The organism is Pseudonocardia abyssalis (genome assembly GCF_019263705.2).
GTDB classification, from domain to species: domain Bacteria; phylum Actinomycetota; class Actinomycetes; order Mycobacteriales; family Pseudonocardiaceae; genus Pseudonocardia; species Pseudonocardia abyssalis.
In genome coordinates, this window is record NZ_JADQDK010000001.1 from 4,135,950 (window position 1) to 4,149,970 (window position 14,021).

The 14,021-nt window shown below is 75.1% G+C and carries 14 protein-coding genes; 10 read left to right on the top strand and 4 right to left on the bottom strand.

What is annotated here, in order from left to right; all coding sequences use genetic code 11:
• Positions 1-84 precede the first annotated feature (84 nt).
• Positions 85-1,557, top strand: coding sequence for an AlkA N-terminal domain-containing protein (locus I4I81_RS20005; RefSeq protein ID WP_218603584.1), 1,473 nt, complete (start codon positions 85-87; stop codon positions 1,555-1,557).
• Positions 1,554-2,042, top strand: a complete 489-nt coding sequence (locus I4I81_RS20010) for a methylated-DNA--[protein]-cysteine S-methyltransferase (RefSeq protein ID WP_218603583.1) — start codon at positions 1,554-1,556, stop codon at positions 2,040-2,042. The genes I4I81_RS20005 and I4I81_RS20010 overlap by 4 nt, the downstream gene beginning before the upstream one ends.
• A 6-nt stretch (positions 2,043-2,048) precedes the next feature.
• Here the strand turns inward: I4I81_RS20010 and I4I81_RS20015 are convergent, their stop codons facing one another.
• Both I4I81_RS20015 and I4I81_RS20020 read right to left on the bottom strand, forming a co-directional pair.
• On the bottom strand, positions 2,049-2,642 hold the full coding sequence (locus I4I81_RS20015) for a hypothetical protein (RefSeq protein ID WP_218603582.1): 594 nt from the start codon (positions 2,640-2,642) through the stop codon (positions 2,049-2,051).
• 162 nt (positions 2,643-2,804) lie between these two features.
• Positions 2,805-3,896, bottom strand: a complete 1,092-nt coding sequence (locus I4I81_RS20020; protein WP_218603581.1) for a glycosyltransferase — start codon at positions 3,894-3,896, stop codon at positions 2,805-2,807.
• A gap of 119 nt (positions 3,897-4,015) precedes the next feature.
• Between I4I81_RS20020 and I4I81_RS20025 the strand changes: the two genes are divergently transcribed.
• Entirely contained in the window at positions 4,016-5,524 is a 1,509-nt protein-coding gene (locus I4I81_RS20025) for a DNA recombination protein RmuC (RefSeq protein ID WP_226363473.1), read from the top strand.
• Positions 5,521-6,147, top strand: coding sequence for a DUF6542 domain-containing protein (locus tag I4I81_RS20030; RefSeq protein WP_218603579.1), 627 nt, complete (start codon positions 5,521-5,523; stop codon positions 6,145-6,147). Before I4I81_RS20025 ends, I4I81_RS20030 begins: the two co-directional genes overlap by 4 nt.
• Here I4I81_RS20030 and I4I81_RS20035 read toward each other — a convergent pair.
• Positions 6,077-7,033, bottom strand: a complete 957-nt coding sequence (locus I4I81_RS20035) for a 4-hydroxy-3-methylbut-2-enyl diphosphate reductase (protein ID WP_218603578.1) — start codon at positions 7,031-7,033, stop codon at positions 6,077-6,079. The genes I4I81_RS20030 and I4I81_RS20035 overlap by 71 nt on opposite strands.
• 101 nt (positions 7,034-7,134) lie before the next feature.
• Between I4I81_RS20035 and I4I81_RS20040 the strand changes: the two genes are divergently transcribed.
• The 3 genes from I4I81_RS20040 to I4I81_RS20050 are packed head-to-tail and all read left to right on the top strand — an operon-like array spanning position 7,135 to position 9,237.
• Entirely contained in the window at positions 7,135-7,740 is a 606-nt protein-coding gene (locus I4I81_RS20040; RefSeq protein ID WP_218603577.1) for a lipid droplet-associated protein, read from the top strand.
• Positions 7,737-9,029, top strand: coding sequence for an exodeoxyribonuclease VII large subunit (gene xseA / locus I4I81_RS20045; protein ID WP_218603576.1), 1,293 nt, complete (start codon positions 7,737-7,739; stop codon positions 9,027-9,029). The genes I4I81_RS20040 and xseA overlap by 4 nt, the downstream gene beginning before the upstream one ends.
• A complete protein-coding gene (locus tag I4I81_RS20050; protein ID WP_218603575.1) occupies positions 9,022-9,237 on the top strand; it encodes an exodeoxyribonuclease VII small subunit in 216 nt (71 codons plus the stop codon). Before xseA ends, I4I81_RS20050 begins: the two co-directional genes overlap by 8 nt.
• 75 nt (positions 9,238-9,312) lie before the next feature.
• On the opposite strand, the gene I4I81_RS20055 is transcribed toward I4I81_RS20050, so the two are convergent.
• Positions 9,313-9,924 carry a DUF4245 domain-containing protein gene (locus I4I81_RS20055; RefSeq protein ID WP_218603574.1) on the bottom strand — a complete coding sequence of 204 codons (612 nt, stop codon included), beginning with the start codon at positions 9,922-9,924 and terminating at the stop codon, positions 9,313-9,315.
• A gap of 115 nt (positions 9,925-10,039) precedes the next feature.
• Between I4I81_RS20055 and glpX the strand changes: the two genes are divergently transcribed.
• The 3 genes from glpX (at position 10,040) to I4I81_RS20070 (ending at position 13,939) form a co-directional block, all read left to right on the top strand.
• On the top strand, positions 10,040-11,104 hold the full coding sequence (gene glpX / locus I4I81_RS20060) for a class II fructose-bisphosphatase (RefSeq protein ID WP_218603573.1): 1,065 nt from the start codon (positions 10,040-10,042) through the stop codon (positions 11,102-11,104).
• A 126-nt stretch (positions 11,105-11,230) separates the two neighbouring features.
• Positions 11,231-11,851 (top strand): L,D-transpeptidase, encoded by a 621-nt coding sequence (locus tag I4I81_RS20065; RefSeq protein WP_218603585.1) that lies wholly within the window; start codon positions 11,231-11,233, stop codon positions 11,849-11,851.
• A gap of 690 nt (positions 11,852-12,541) precedes the next feature.
• Positions 12,542-13,939 carry a class II fumarate hydratase gene (locus I4I81_RS20070; protein ID WP_218604985.1) on the top strand — a complete coding sequence of 466 codons (1,398 nt, stop codon included), beginning with the start codon at positions 12,542-12,544 and terminating at the stop codon, positions 13,937-13,939.
• Positions 13,940-14,021: the final 82 nt, after the last annotated feature.

Below are 14,021 nucleotides of genomic sequence, written 5' to 3' on the forward strand. Positions count from 1 at the left end.
CGATGAGACGGCTCTCATCTGCGCGCCGGAGCCACGTCCGATTCCCGCCAGTGCGCGCCGGCCGACGGTGGCAGAGTCGCTCCCGTGCCCCTCGACCACGACCGTTGCTACAACGCCCTCGCCTCCCGCGACGCGCGGTTCGACGGTCACTTCATCGCCGCCGTGCGGACCACCCGGATCTACTGCCGCCCGTCCTGCCCGGCCATGAAGCCCAAGCGCACCAACGTCGAGTTCCTGCCGACGGCCGCCGCGGCCCAGCTGCGCGGCTACCGTGCGTGCCGCCGCTGCCGCCCCGACGCCGTGCCCGGCTCGCCGGACTGGAACCTCCGCGCCGACCTGGCCGCCCGCGCGATGCGACTGATCACCGACGGCCTCGTGGAGCGCGACGGCGTCGGCGGGCTCGCGTCCTCGCTGGGTTACTCGACGCGCCAGCTCACGCGCGTGCTGACCGCGGAACTGGGCGCGGGGCCGCTCGCGCTCGCCCGCGCGCACCGCGCACACACCGCGCGCCTGCTGATCGAGACGACGCCGCTCGGCATGGCCGACGTCGCGTTCGCGGCCGGGTTCACGAGCGTGCGGCAGTTCAACGACACGGTGCGCGAGGTCTACGGCGTCGCGCCGACCGTGCTGCGCACCGAGGCCGGGCGGCGCCATCCCGCGCCCGTCGCGGGCACGCTCGTGCTGCGGCTGCCCCACCGCGCGCCCTTCGACGCCGACGGCCTGCTCGCGCACTTCGCGGCCCGGGCGCTGCCGGACGTCGAGCAGGTGACCGACGGGCACTACGCCCGCACGCTGCGCCTGCCGCACGGTGCCGCGACCGTCGACCTGGCGCCGTCGGACGCACACGTCCGCGCCACACTCCGCCTCGCCGACCCTCGCGACCTCGGCCCCGCGGTCGCCCGGCTGCGCCGGCTGCTCGACCTCGACGCCGACCCCGTGGCCGTCGACGAGGTGCTCGGCGCCGACCCGGCGCTCGCACCGCGGGTGGCGGCCGTGCCCGGGATCCGGGTGCCCGGCACCGTCGACGGGCTGGAGACGGCCGTGCGCGCGGTGCTGGGTCAGCAGGTCTCGCTGGCCGCAGGCGTCACCGCGACGGCCCGGCTCGCGGCGGCACTCGGCACCCGGCTCCCACCGGCACTCGCCGCGGACGGCCCGGACCTGCTGTTCCCGACGGCGGAGGCGATCGCCGAGCACGGCGGGTCCGTGCTGACCGGGCCGGCGCGGCGGATCGCGACGGTCGTCGGGCTGGCCGCGGCCGTCGCCGACGGCTCGCTCGTGCTCGACCCCGGCCGCGACGCCGTCGGGCTGCGGGAGTCGCTCGTCGCGCTCCCCGGCGTCGGCCCGTGGACGGCCGGCTACCTCGCGATGCGGCTCGTCGGCGATCCCGACGAGCTGCTCGCCACCGACCTCGCCGTGCGCCACGGCGCCGCCGCACTCGGGCTCCCGTCCGATGCCGACGGCCTCACCGTGCGCGCGGAGACCTGGAAACCCTGGCGTTCCTACGCCGCGACCCACCTGTGGCGGGCAGCCGCAGCGACTCCCCGGAGGAGATCATGAGTACGCACTCCACGCTGGACACCTCCATCGGACCGTTCACCGCCGTCGTCGACGACACCGGGGCCGTGCTGGCCTCGGGTTGGACGGCGTCGCTCGACGACCTGTTGCCCCTGATCCATTCCTCGCTGCGCCCGGCGACGACGACCGAGGGCGACCTCGGCGCCGTCGGCGAGGCGATCACCCGGTACCACGAGGGCGACCTCTCGGCCATCGACGACGTGCCGGTGCGCCAGCGGTCCGGCGAGTTCCTGGAGCACGCCTGGGACGTGCTGCGCACCGTGCCGGCGGGCGCGCCGGTGACCTACACCGAGTACGCCGCGAGGTCCGGCCGCCCCGCGGCGGTGCGGGCGGCGGCGTCGGCCTGTGCCCGCAACGCCGCGGCGCTGTTCGTGCCGTGCCACCGGGTGCTGCGCACCGACGGCACGCTCGGCGGGTTCCGTTGGGGGGTCGAGGTCAAGCAGCGGCTGCTCGACCACGAGTCCTGAGCGAGCTCAGCCGATGCCGGCCGCGCCCTTCAGCTGCAGCTGGTTGAAGATCGTGTTCGACTCGTCGAGCGTGGCGGTCCGGATCTCCCACGTGTAGGGCAGGTTCTCGTAGACGCCGGTGGAGATGACCACGTCGTTGGCGTTCCGGGCGGTGTAGAGCGGTCCCTCGTCGACGCCGCCGACCTGCCACTTGTCGAAGTTCTCGACCCGTGCACCGAGGTCCACGGTGTCCTGGTACCAGGCCTGCGCGGCCGTCTGGTCCGGCCACTGCGCGAAGATCACCGTGGCGTTGGGGGCGACGGAGGAGTAGTCGCACGTGTACGCCTCGGTCGGGACCGCGCCGGTGCCGGTGCGCACGTCGCCGCCCGAGGGGACGCACGTGGCGTCGTCCACGTTCGGGAAGACCTGCGCCAGCGCCCGTCCGGCGGCGGGTGCGCCGGTCGCCGCCGCCTCGGTGGTGGCCGCGGCGCTCGCCGTGGTGGTCGGAGCCGCGGCCGGTGGCGCCTGGGCCGGGGTCGTGCCGCCGCACCCGGTCGCACCCGCCAGGACGAACGCCCCGACCATCGCACGGACACCGATCGAGCGCGTGCGCTCTCCCATGACTTCTCCTTCTTCCGCCGCCGTCCCGGCCCGCTGATGGACGACCACCCCGCACCCCGCCGTCGTCGGGACGGCGGGGCGATGTCGATCGCATTCTCGGTGGCGCACGGGCGGTCGTTACGCGTGTGCCGCAACGGTGACCGTGCTGCAACCGGTCCCGCGTCAGGTGAACGCGAGCAGCGGGCCGACCAGGTCCTCGGGGACCGGCATGGCCGCGATCTCGGCGGCGACGCGTTCCGCCGCCACCAGGAGCGCCGGATCGGTGAGCAGGCGGGTCAGCACCTCGGCGGTGATCCCGCGCACCGGCTCGGCGAGCCCGGCGCCCGCCGCCGCGACGGCCTCGGCGTTGCCCCGGCGGTCACCGATCCCGGGCAGCAGGAGCTGCGGGCGCCCCGCGGCGAGCGCGCCGAGAGTCGTGCCCGCGCCGCCATGGTGCACGATCGCCGTCGCGGCGGGGAGTGCGGCGTCCAGGGGGATCCAGCCGGTCGTCGTGACGTTGGCGGGCAGGGGCCCCGCGGCGATCCTCGGCGCGGGCCGCACGAGCACGACGTCGGCGTCGAGGCCGTCCGCGGCGGCCAGGACCGCCCGGGTCGGATCCCCCGCACCGGGCCCGGGCACCGTGCTGCGGCTGACCAGCAGCCGCGGTCGCGGCCCGGGGACGTCCAGCCCGGCGGGCAGGTCAGGACTCCCGGACCAGCCGGTGGCCGGGCGCATCGGCAGATGGTCGGGCGAGGCGCCCAGGGAGGGCGGCCGGACGGTGACGACCGCGGCGGGGGCCGGCAGCTCCCCGTCGAACGCGCGGAACGCGGTCCGCGCGGCCCATCCGCCGTCGAACAGCCCGTTCTCCAGCAGCACCGACGGCACGCCCGCGGCGGCAGCGGCCAGCGCGCCCACGGCGGCCCACGGCTCGTAGACGACCAGGTCGGGGCGGGTGCGGCGGACCAGCTCCGCGAGCGGGTCGGCCATCCGCCGGTTCAGCGCACCGAACAGGTGCCGCGCGAACTCCTCGCCGCCCCGGCCCGCGACCTCCGCCCACGCCGCACGCGGGTGCCGCAGCGACACCGCCGCGCCGACCCGGCCGAACCGCAGGCCCGGGGTCACGTCGTGGGTCTCGATGCCCCCGCTGTCGACGCCGAGCGCGGTGTCGCCGGTGGCGATCGCGACAACGTGACCGGCGGCGCGCACGGCGGCGGCCAACGGCAGCAGGGCCGTCAGGTGCCCGGCGAGCGGGGCCGCGACGATGAGGACGCGCACGCGCCCAGGATAGCGGCTCGCACATGCGTTCGACCGTTCGCCGATTGGTGCGCGCCGCCGGTCCCCGCGCGGGCGTGTCCGCCACGGATCCGTCGGGGCCGCGTTGCAGGGTGGACGCCGTGGACACCGCCGTGCTTCTCCTCGGCCTGCTCGTCGGGCTGGCGCTGGGCGCCGCAGCCGCGTGGGCGCTGGTCTCCGCCCGGGCGCGGGCCACGGTCGCGGAGGCCGCGCGCACCGCGGCCGACCAGAGCGCCATGGCCCGGGCCGATGCCGCGGGCGTGCGGGCCGAGCGGGCCGGGCTCGTCGCCCGGGTCGACGCGCTCGACGGTCAGCTGCAGCAGGCACTCGACCGGCTCCGCACCGCCGAGTCCGAGGCCGCGGGCGCGCACGCCGCCCTGCGCAGCGAGCGCGCGGCGGCCGGGCAGCGCGAGGAGCTGCTCACCCGCCGCGACGCCGAGCTGAAGCAGGCGTTCGGCGCGCTGTCGGCCGACGCGCTGGCCCGCAACAACGAGCAGTTCGTCGCGCTCGCGGAGGGCAGGCTCAAGGAGGCCACCGCCGCGCTGCACGCCAAGGCCGACGGTGACGCCGCCGCCCGCGCGCACGCGATCAGCGCCCTGCTCGACCCGATGACGTCCACGCTGCAGCGCGTCGAGGGGCAGCTGCGCGACGTCGAGAAGGACCGCGAGTCGGCCTACGCGGGCCTGCGCGAGCAGGTCGCCACCATGCACCGCAGCTCCGAGCAGCTCCAGCACGAGACGAAGTCGCTGGTCAACGCGCTGCGCGCGCCGCAGGTCCGGGGCCGCTGGGGCGAGCTGCAGCTGGAGCGGATCGTGCAGCTCGCGGGCATGGTGGAGCACTGCGACTTCTCCACGCAGGTCACCGCCCAGGGCGAGGACGGCGGCGTCCGGCCGGACATGGTGGTGCACCTCGCGGGCGGCAAGCAGGTCGTCGTCGACGCGAAGGTGCCGTTCGCGGCGTACCTGGAGGCGGTGGAGAGCCGCGACGAGGCCACCCACAAGGAGCGCCTCACCGCGCACGCCCGGCAGCTGCGCCAGCACGTCGACACGCTCTCGGCGAAGGCCTACTGGGCCGCGTTCCAGCCGTCGCCGGAGTTCGTGGTGCTGTTCGTGCCGGGCGACCCGTTCCTGGAGGCGGCGCTGCAGGCCGACCCGTCGCTGATGGAGCACGCGTTCTCCCGCGACGTCGTGATCGCCACCCCCACCACGCTGATCGCGCTGCTGCGCACCGTCGCGTACTCGTGGCGGCAGGAGGCGCTGGCCCGCAACGCCGCCCAGGTCCACCAGCTCGGCAAGGAACTGCACGGGCGCCTGGCCACGATGGGCACGCACGTCGCGAAGCTCGGCCGCAGCCTCGACGCCGCGGTCGGCAGCTACAACCAGACCGTCAGCTCGTTGGAGGCGCGCGTACTGGTCACGGCGCGCAAGCTCACCGACCTGGAGGTCGCCGACGACGAGCTCGCGGCGCCCGGGCAGATCGAGCGTGCACCGCGGGTCATCGCGGCGCCGGAGCTGGTGGCCTCGGCCGCCGACGCCCTGGTGGCCCTGCACGAACGTGAGCGGCGTCAGTACGAGGAGGACGACCAGCCCCGGGCTAACCTGGGCCGATGACCGAGGCCCCGGTGCGGACCCTTGACGTGGCCGAGCGCGGAGCCGGTGGACGTTGGCCGGTGCCCGACCGCTCGGTGATCGCCACCGTGCTCGGCGTTCCGCCGCTCGCCGCGGTCGGCCTGGCCGCCGGGCTCACGTTGCTCGGCGTCGTCGTCGACCTGTTCCGGATCGGCACGCTCGGCGCCGTCTTCACCGTCTGCTACCTCGGCGGCTGCGTGCTCGCGGTCGCGTGGGTGCGTCGGCGGAGCCTGTTCGGGCCGATGGTGTCGCCGCCGCTGCTGCTCGCCGTCGCCGTGCCGGTGGTGGTGCTGCTCGCGGGATCGCCGCGGCCGGGAACGGGTATCTCCGAGCGGCTCATCACGATCGGTGCACCGCTGGTCAACAGCTTCCCGACGATGGCGTGGACCACCGCGGTCGTGCTGTCGCTGGGGGTCGGGCGGATCCTCGCCCAGCGCGCGGCCGTGGAGGCCGCGCGGCCGGCCGAGGGCAAGCGCAGCGCCACCGGGCGGCGCGGATCGGTCCGCTCCCCCACGCCCGTCAAGGCCCGGAAGGTCAGCGCGACGCGCGGGAAGGGCGCAGCTCGCGGGGCAGCGAGAAGGTCAGCGTCTCCTCCGCCGTCGTGATCTCCTCGACGGAGCCGAAGCCGTCCTCGGCGAGGCGGTCGAGCACCCCGCGCACGAGGACCTCCGGCACCGACGCGCCGCTCGTGACGCCGACGGTCCGCACGCCGTCGAGCCAGGTGGCGTCGATCTCGCGGGCGTAGTCGATCAGGTAGGACGCCCCGGCCCCGGCCTGCAGCGCGACCTCGACGAGCCGCACCGAGTTCGACGAGTTCGTGGAGCCGACGACCAGCACCAGGTCGCACTGCGCCGCCATCGCCTTGACGGCCACCTGACGGTTCTGCGTGGCGTAGCAGATGTCGTCGCTCGGCGGGTTCTGCAGCGCGGGGAAGCGCTCGCGCAGCGCGTGCACCGTCTGCATCGTCTCGTCGACGCTCAGCGTGGTCTGCGAGAGCCAGATGACCTTCTCGGGGTCGCGGACCGTCACGTTGGCGACGTCCTCCGCGGTCTCCACGAGCTGGATGTGCTCGGGCGCCTCCCCCGCGGTGCCCTCGACCTCCTCGTGGCCGTGGTGCCCGACCAGCAGGATGTCGTAGTCCTCGCGGGCGAACCGCTTCGCCTCGTGGTGCACCTTCGTAACCAGCGGGCACGTGGCGTCGATGGTGCGCAGCTCGCGGGCCGCGGCCTGGGCGTGGACGGCGGGCGACACCCCGTGCGCGGAGAACACGACGAGCGCGCCCGGCGGCACCTCGTCGGTCTCGTCGACGAAGATCGCGCCGCGCTCCTCGAGGGTCTCGACGACGTGGCGGTTGTGCACGATCTGCTTGCGGACGTACACCGGTGCGCCGTGCTGCTCCAGCGCGAGTTCGACGGCCTCGACGGCACGGTCGACGCCGGCGCAGTAGCCGCGGGGCGCAGCGAGCAGGACGCGCTTCGGGAGAGCAGACATATCGCCAGCCTACGGACGGCACCCCGACGGGGCCGCTCATCGTGTCCCGTCGCACCCACCCCGGGCTGCCGCGAGCGCGGGAGCAGGCGAGACTGTGCAGCATGAAGCTGCTTCCCCTGCCGGTGCGCCTCGCCGCCGGCATCGTCGCCCTCGCCGTGGAGCAGGCCCGGGACCTGCCGCGGCTCGTCGTCGAGTTCCCGGTCACGGCCGTCAGCCAGGCGCTGCAGGCGTCGATGCGGGTGCAGCAGAAGGTCACCGAGGTGGCGATCAAGGGCGACCGCGCGCTCGGCGCACTGCGCCCGGTCGAGGAGAAGCCGAGCTGGGCCACCTTCGACGAGGACGAGCCGCGCACCAACGGCTCCGTCACCGCGCTGCGTCCGCAGGGCCGGGTCGCCGAACCGCCCACGCGACCGGCGGGCACCCGCGTCACCGACCCGCCCGCGCCGGGACCGGCCCCGCGCGTCTCGCGGTCGGTGCCGGTCGTCCGGGAGAAGCCGGTGCCCACCCCCGAGCAGACCACCACGGCCGACGCCCCGTCCGCGCTGCCGGAGTACCCCGGGCTGTCGATCCCGCAGCTCCGCGCGAAGCTGCGCACGCTCTCGCTCGGCGACCTGCGCGTGCTGCTGGCGTGGGAGCAGGCCCACGAGGCCCGCCCGCCGTTCGTCACCATGCTGTCGAACCGGATCACCACGGTCTCGGAGGCGTGACCCCCTCCACGTCGCCCGAGCAGCCGTGGCCGGTCCGCACGGTGGCGCGCAAGATCGCCGAGTGGGTCGACCGGCTCGGTGCGGTGTGGGTCGAGGGCCAGCTCGCGCAGGTCACCGCGCGTGCCGGCACCGGCACAGCGTTCCTCGTGCTGCGCGACCCGGCGGCCGACGTGTCGTTGCAGCTCACCGCCCCGATCGGGCTCGTCCGTGACGGCGTGGGCGGGCGGGGCGACCTCACTGTCGCCGAGGGCGACCGCGTCGTCGTGCACGGCAGGCCGTCGTTCTTCCTGGGCCGCGGCACGCTGAGCCTGCGGGTCAACGAGATCCGCGCCGTCGGCGTCGGGGAGCTGCTGGCGCGCATCGAGCGGCTGCGCAAGCTGCTCGCCGCCGAGGGCCTGTTCGACGTCGCCCGCAAGCGCCGCCCCCCGTTCCTGCCGCGCCGCATCGGCCTGGTGACCGGCCGCGCGTCGGCCGCGGAGCACGACGTCGTCTCCAACGCGACCGCCCGCTGGCCCGCCGCCCGCTTCCGCATCGAGCACGTCGCGACGCAGGGAGCGCTGTCGGTGCCGCAGATCGTCGATGCGCTGGCCCGGCTCGACCGCGACGCCGAGGTCGACGTGATCGTGCTCGCCCGCGGCGGAGGCAGCGTCGAGGACCTGCTGCCGTTCTCCGACGAGACGCTCTGCCGCGCCGTCGCCGACTGCCGCACGCCCGTCGTCTCCGCGATCGGGCACGAGCCCGACACCCCGCTCGTCGACCACGTCGCCGACGTCCGCTGCTCCACCCCCACCGAGGCGGGCCGCAGGCTGGTGCCCGACCTCGCCGAGGAGACCGCGCGCATCGCCGGGATGCGCGACCGCGCCCGCCGCGCCCTCGCCGGCTGGGTCGACCGCGAGGAGCGCCTGCTGACGGCGCTGCGCGGGCGCCCGGTCCTCGCCGACCCGCTACGCACCCTCGACGCGCGGCACACCGAGGTCGAGCGGCTGCGCGACGCGACCCGCGGGTCGGTGGAGCGCGGGCTCGACCGGCGCCGCGTCGAGATCGGGCACCTGCGCGCCCGCCTCACGACGCTCGGCCCGGCCGCCACGCTGGCCCGCGGCTACGCGGTGGTGCAACGCATCGACGACGCCACCGAGCCGCCGCCGGTGCTGCGGTCGGTGGGCGAGGTGGTCGACGGCGTACGACTACGTATCCGCGTCGCCGACGGGGCGGTGCTGGCGACGGTGACCGCCGACGCACCCGCGAAGAAGAGGACGACACGGAAGCGAGCGGTGAAGGCCGATGGCTGAGCAGGCGGCAGTGGGGACGTTGGGCTACGAGCAGGCCCGCGACGAGCTGGTCGAGGTGGTCCGCGCGCTGGAGGCCGGCGGGCTGTCACTGGACGACTCGGTGGCGCTCTGGGAGCGCGGCGAGGCGCTCGCCACCCGGTGCGAGGAGCAGCTCGCGGGCGCCCGCGAGCGCGTCGAGACCGCGCTGGCCGCCCGCACCGACGACTGACCGCGCCCCGCGCGCACCGAGCCGCGCCACGCGCACCGTCGAGCGGGCGCGCGGCGGCTCGGGGTGCGCGCCGGGTCAGCCCGGGGCGGTGCCCGCGGGGAGGGCCTCCCCGGTCAGCACCGCGCCGGCGAGCGCCTGGAAGTCGGCCTCCGCACCGCTGCCGGTGATCAGGATGCGCACGCCGTCGAGGTCGGCGATCCAGATCGGTTCGTCGTCGGGCGCGCCGTAGACGACGAACTCCAGCCCCCCGACGTCCGTGACGCCCTGCGCGGGCACGACCACGGCCCCGGCCTCGGAGGCGAGCACCGCCTCCTCCGCGCCGTCGCTCTGGACGAGGCGCAGGTACCGGCCCTCCGTCGTCAGGTACCCGGTGCGGACGGCCCGGCCGGCCGCGGGATCCGCCGGGTCGAGGCGGTCCTGGTCGACGGCGTTGGAGCGCCAGCCCGGCGGCACCGCGGGCACGCGCAGCGAGAACGGGACGTCGGGGGCGAGGGCCCGCAGCTCGGTCGGGGCGTCGACGACGGGCAGCGCGCTCGGGTCGACCGACGGCCCGCCCGGGCTGAACGAGCAGCCGCGGGACATGCCGCCGATCACGACGACGATGAGCGCGAGCACCCCGATGGCGACGATCATGTCGCGCACCGTCATCGCCGAGCGAGGTGGCTTGCGGGGAGCGGGATCGGTCACGCCGACCATCATCCCCGCCCCGGTGAGCGACCGCCGTCTCACCTCGACGGAGCCCCACGACCGCGGGCGATCTGCGAGGATCGGAGCTCCCCGACCGCCTGCAGGAGGCCCAACGATGACCAGCCCCGCGAACGCCACGCCGAGGCGCCGGGAGGCGCCCGACCGCAACCTCGCGATGGAGCTGGTCCGCGTCACGGAGGCGGCGGCGATGGCGGCCGGTCGCTGGGTCGGGCGGGGCGACAAGAACGGCGGCGACGGCGCGGCCGTCGACGCGATGCGCCAGCTCATCGGCAGCGTGTCGATGCGCGGCGTCGTGGTGATCGGCGAGGGCGAGAAGGACGAGGCGCCCATGCTGTTCAACGGCGAGGAGGTCGGCAACGGCGAGGGCCCGTGGTGCGACGTCGCGGTCGACCCGATCGACGGCACCACGCTGATGGCCAAGGGCATCGCCAACTCCGTCGCGGTGCTCGCGGTGGCCGAGCGCGGCGCGATGTTCGACCCGTCGGCCGTGTTCTACATGGAGAAGCTGGCCGTCGGGCCGGAGGCGGCCGACGTCATCGACCTCACCGCGCCCGTCGCGGAGAACATCCGCCGGGTCGCCGCGGCGAAGCACCTCGACGTCACCGACGTCACCGTCTGCGTGCTCGACCGCCCCCGCCACGACCAGCTCGTCGCCGACATCCGGCGCACCGGTGCCCGCATCCACTTCCTCACCGACGGCGACGTGGCCGGCGCGATCTCCGCGGCCCGCCCGAACACCGGCGTCGACATGCTCTACGGCATCGGCGGCACGCCCGAGGGGATCATCACCGCGGCCGCGCTCAAGTGCATGGGCGGCGCGATGCAGGGCCGGCTGTGGCCCAAGGACGACCAGGAGCGCGCCCGCGCCATCGCCGCGGGCCACGACCTCGACCGCGTCCTGACCGCCGACGAGCTGGTGCGCGGCGACAACGTGTTCTTCTGCGCCACCGGCATCACCGACGGCGACCTGCTGCGCGGCGTCCAGTACCGCGGCGGCGGCTGCACCACGCAGTCGATCGTGATGCGCTCCAAGTCGGGCACCGTCCGCATGATCGACGGCTACCACCGCCTCACGAAGCTGCGGGAGTACTCCACCGTCGACTTCGACCTCTCCGAGCAGCAGATCGCCGCACTCGACTCTGCCCCACCCCTGCCCTGACCTGCTCCGCCACGTGATCGAATCGTGAGCCCGGGTCCACCCGATCGGGGTTGATCGTGGTGGGGAAGGGGCGGATGCTACGCCTGGGGATCGATCCGTGACGGTCGGTCAGGTACGGGGGTGGCCATGCGGGTCCGTCGGGTGTTGGCGCTGGTGGTGGTCGTCGCGCTGACGGGCCTGCTCAGCGGTGCCGCGGGCGGCGCGGCCCCCACGGCGGAGGCCGCGGTCACCGCCGCGGTCGGCCTGCTCCCCGCGCGCCTGCAGGAAGCGGTGACCGCCCCGGCCGCGCCGGCACCGGCCGCCCCCGCCGTGCCTGATGCCGCCCCTGCCGCGCCCGTCGTGCTGCAGCAGTCGCGCCAGCAGGTGACGTCGGTCCGCGTCGCGCCGGTGGACGTCCCCGGCACGCCCTGTACGTCGATCGCGCGGGCGTGCGTCGACCTGTCGGGCGACCAGGCCTGGCTCCTCGACGACGGCGGGATCACCTACGGGCCGGTGCCGATCACGAGCGGGCGCGCGGGCTTCCGCACCCCGCCCGGCACGTTCCCGGTCACCTTCCACAGCCGCGACCACGTCAGCTCGATCTACGACGCCCCGATGCCCTACTCGGTGTTCTTCAACGGCGGCATCGCGTTCCACCAGGGCAGCCTCAGCCAGCTCTCGCACGGCTGCATCCACCTGTCCCGCACCGCGGCGCAGGAGTTCTTCGGCTCGCTCGACCGGGGCGACCTCGTGCAGGTCGTCGCCTGAGGTCCCGACGTTGCGGTGGAACGTTCTGCGGGTCGTAGGCCGACTTCACGGCGGCCGGCCGGGCGCACGTCGGACCGTCGGCGAGCAGGCCGAGCACGGCGAACCGCCGGGCGGTGAGCCGCCGGGCGGTGAGCCCGAGGCCGCGGGCCACCGCGGCGCTCGCGCCCCGGCCGGCGTGCTGGCCACCCGCCGGCTCGGTCCAGGTGAGGTCCGGGTGCCACCGCGACGGCACGGTGGGGATGTCGCCGCACCCGAAGGCCTCGCAGCAGGCGCGGACGACCTGCGGGGCGGTGTTCTGGGTGGTGGTCACCGGGCGAGCGTCCCGCCGGGCCGCGGCGGTGAGCGGTCGCAGAACTGCGTACTTCTCAGCCGACCTCGATCGCCAGCTCGGGCGGGCCGTCGTTCGGGACGCCGCGGGGCGCTGCGCCGTCCACCACACGTCTCGTAGTCGTGACCGTCGGAGAGCACCCCGTTTCCCGCCGACCCCCACCCGTCCGATACCCCGACTCCGCGGCCCGGATGCCCACCCCGCGGTTGATCCGGGAGACCACCTCCCGACGGTCGAACGCCGGATCCGTCTCGTACACCACCCCGTCCGCGGTGATGCGCGGGATCGCGACGTGAGCCGTCATGGCCGCACTGTGACAGGGGGCACCGACAGTATCCGGCGGCGCGGGGAACACTGAGGTCATGACCGACGAGGGTTACCGCATCGAGCACGACACCATGGGCGAGATCCGGGTCCCCGCCGACGCCTTGTGGCGCGCGCAGACCCAGCGGGCCGTCGAGAACTTCCCGATCTCCGGGCGCGGGCTGGAGCGCTCCCAGATCCGGGCGCTCGGCCTGGTGAAGGGCGCGGCCGCCCGCGTCAACAAGAAGATCGGGGTGCTCGACGCCGAGCGGGCGGACGCCATCGCCGACGCCGCCGACGCGGTGGCCGCCGGTGGGCACGACGACCAGTTCCCCGTCGACGTGTTCCAGACCGGCTCGGGCACCAGCTCCAACATGAACGCGAACGAGGTGATCGCCTCGCTGGCGCTGCGCGCCGGGGTGCAGGTGCACCCGAACGACCACGTCAACGCGTCGCAGTCGTCGAACGACGTCTTCCCGACCACGATCCACCTGGCCGCGACCGAGGCGCTGGCCACCGACGTCGCCCCGGCGCTCGACCACCTCGCCGCCGCGCTGAACCGCCGCGCCGCGGAGTGGGCCGACGTCGTGACGGCCGGTCGCACCCACCTGATGGACGCCGTGCCGATCACGCTCGGGCAGGAGGCGGGCGGCTGGGCCACGCAGGCCACGTACGGCGCCGCCCGCGTCCGCGACGCACTCCCGCGCCTGGGCCAGCTCCCGATCGGCGGCACCGCGGTCGGCACCGGGCTCAACGCGCCCGAGGGCTTCGGCTCCGGGGTCGTCGACGAGCTGCGCGCGGCCACCGGCCTCGACGTGCTCACCGAGGCCCCCGACCACATCGAGGCCCAGGGCGCCCGCGACGCGCTGGTGGAGGCATCCGGCGCGCTGCGCACCGCCGCCGTCAGCCTGTTCAAGATCGCCAACGACATCCGCTGGCTCGGGTCCGGCCCGCGCACCGGCCTGGCCGAGCTGCATCTGCCCGACCTGCAGCCGGGGAGCTCGATCATGCCCGGCAAGGTCAACCCGGTGATCTGCGAGGCCGCGATGATGGTGGCCGCGCAGGTGATCGGCAACGACGCGACGGTCGCGTTCTCCGGCACCCAGGGCAACCTGCAGCTCAACGTGATGATGCCGGTGATGGCGCGCAACGTCCTGGAGTCGGCGCGGCTGCTCGCCAACGCCGCCCGCCTGCTCGCCGACAAGGTCGTCGACGGGATGGCGGCCGACGTCGAGCGGACGCGCGAGCTGGCGGAGTCGAGCCCCGCGATCGTGACGCCGCTGAACACGTACCTCGGCTACGAGGAGACGGCGTCGATCGCGAAGCAGTCGCTGAAGGAGAAGCGCACCATCCGCGAGGTCGTGCTGGAGCGCGGGCACGTCGAGAGCGGCAAGCTCACGGCGGAGCAGCTCGACAAGGCCCTCGACGTCCTCGCGATGGCCCGCGGCGGGCGCTGACCGACCCGGTCGGCGGATTGTCGGTTACCGTAGGTAGCAGTTCATCCATCGTTCATGCGCAGACTGGGCCGTCCGTGGTTTC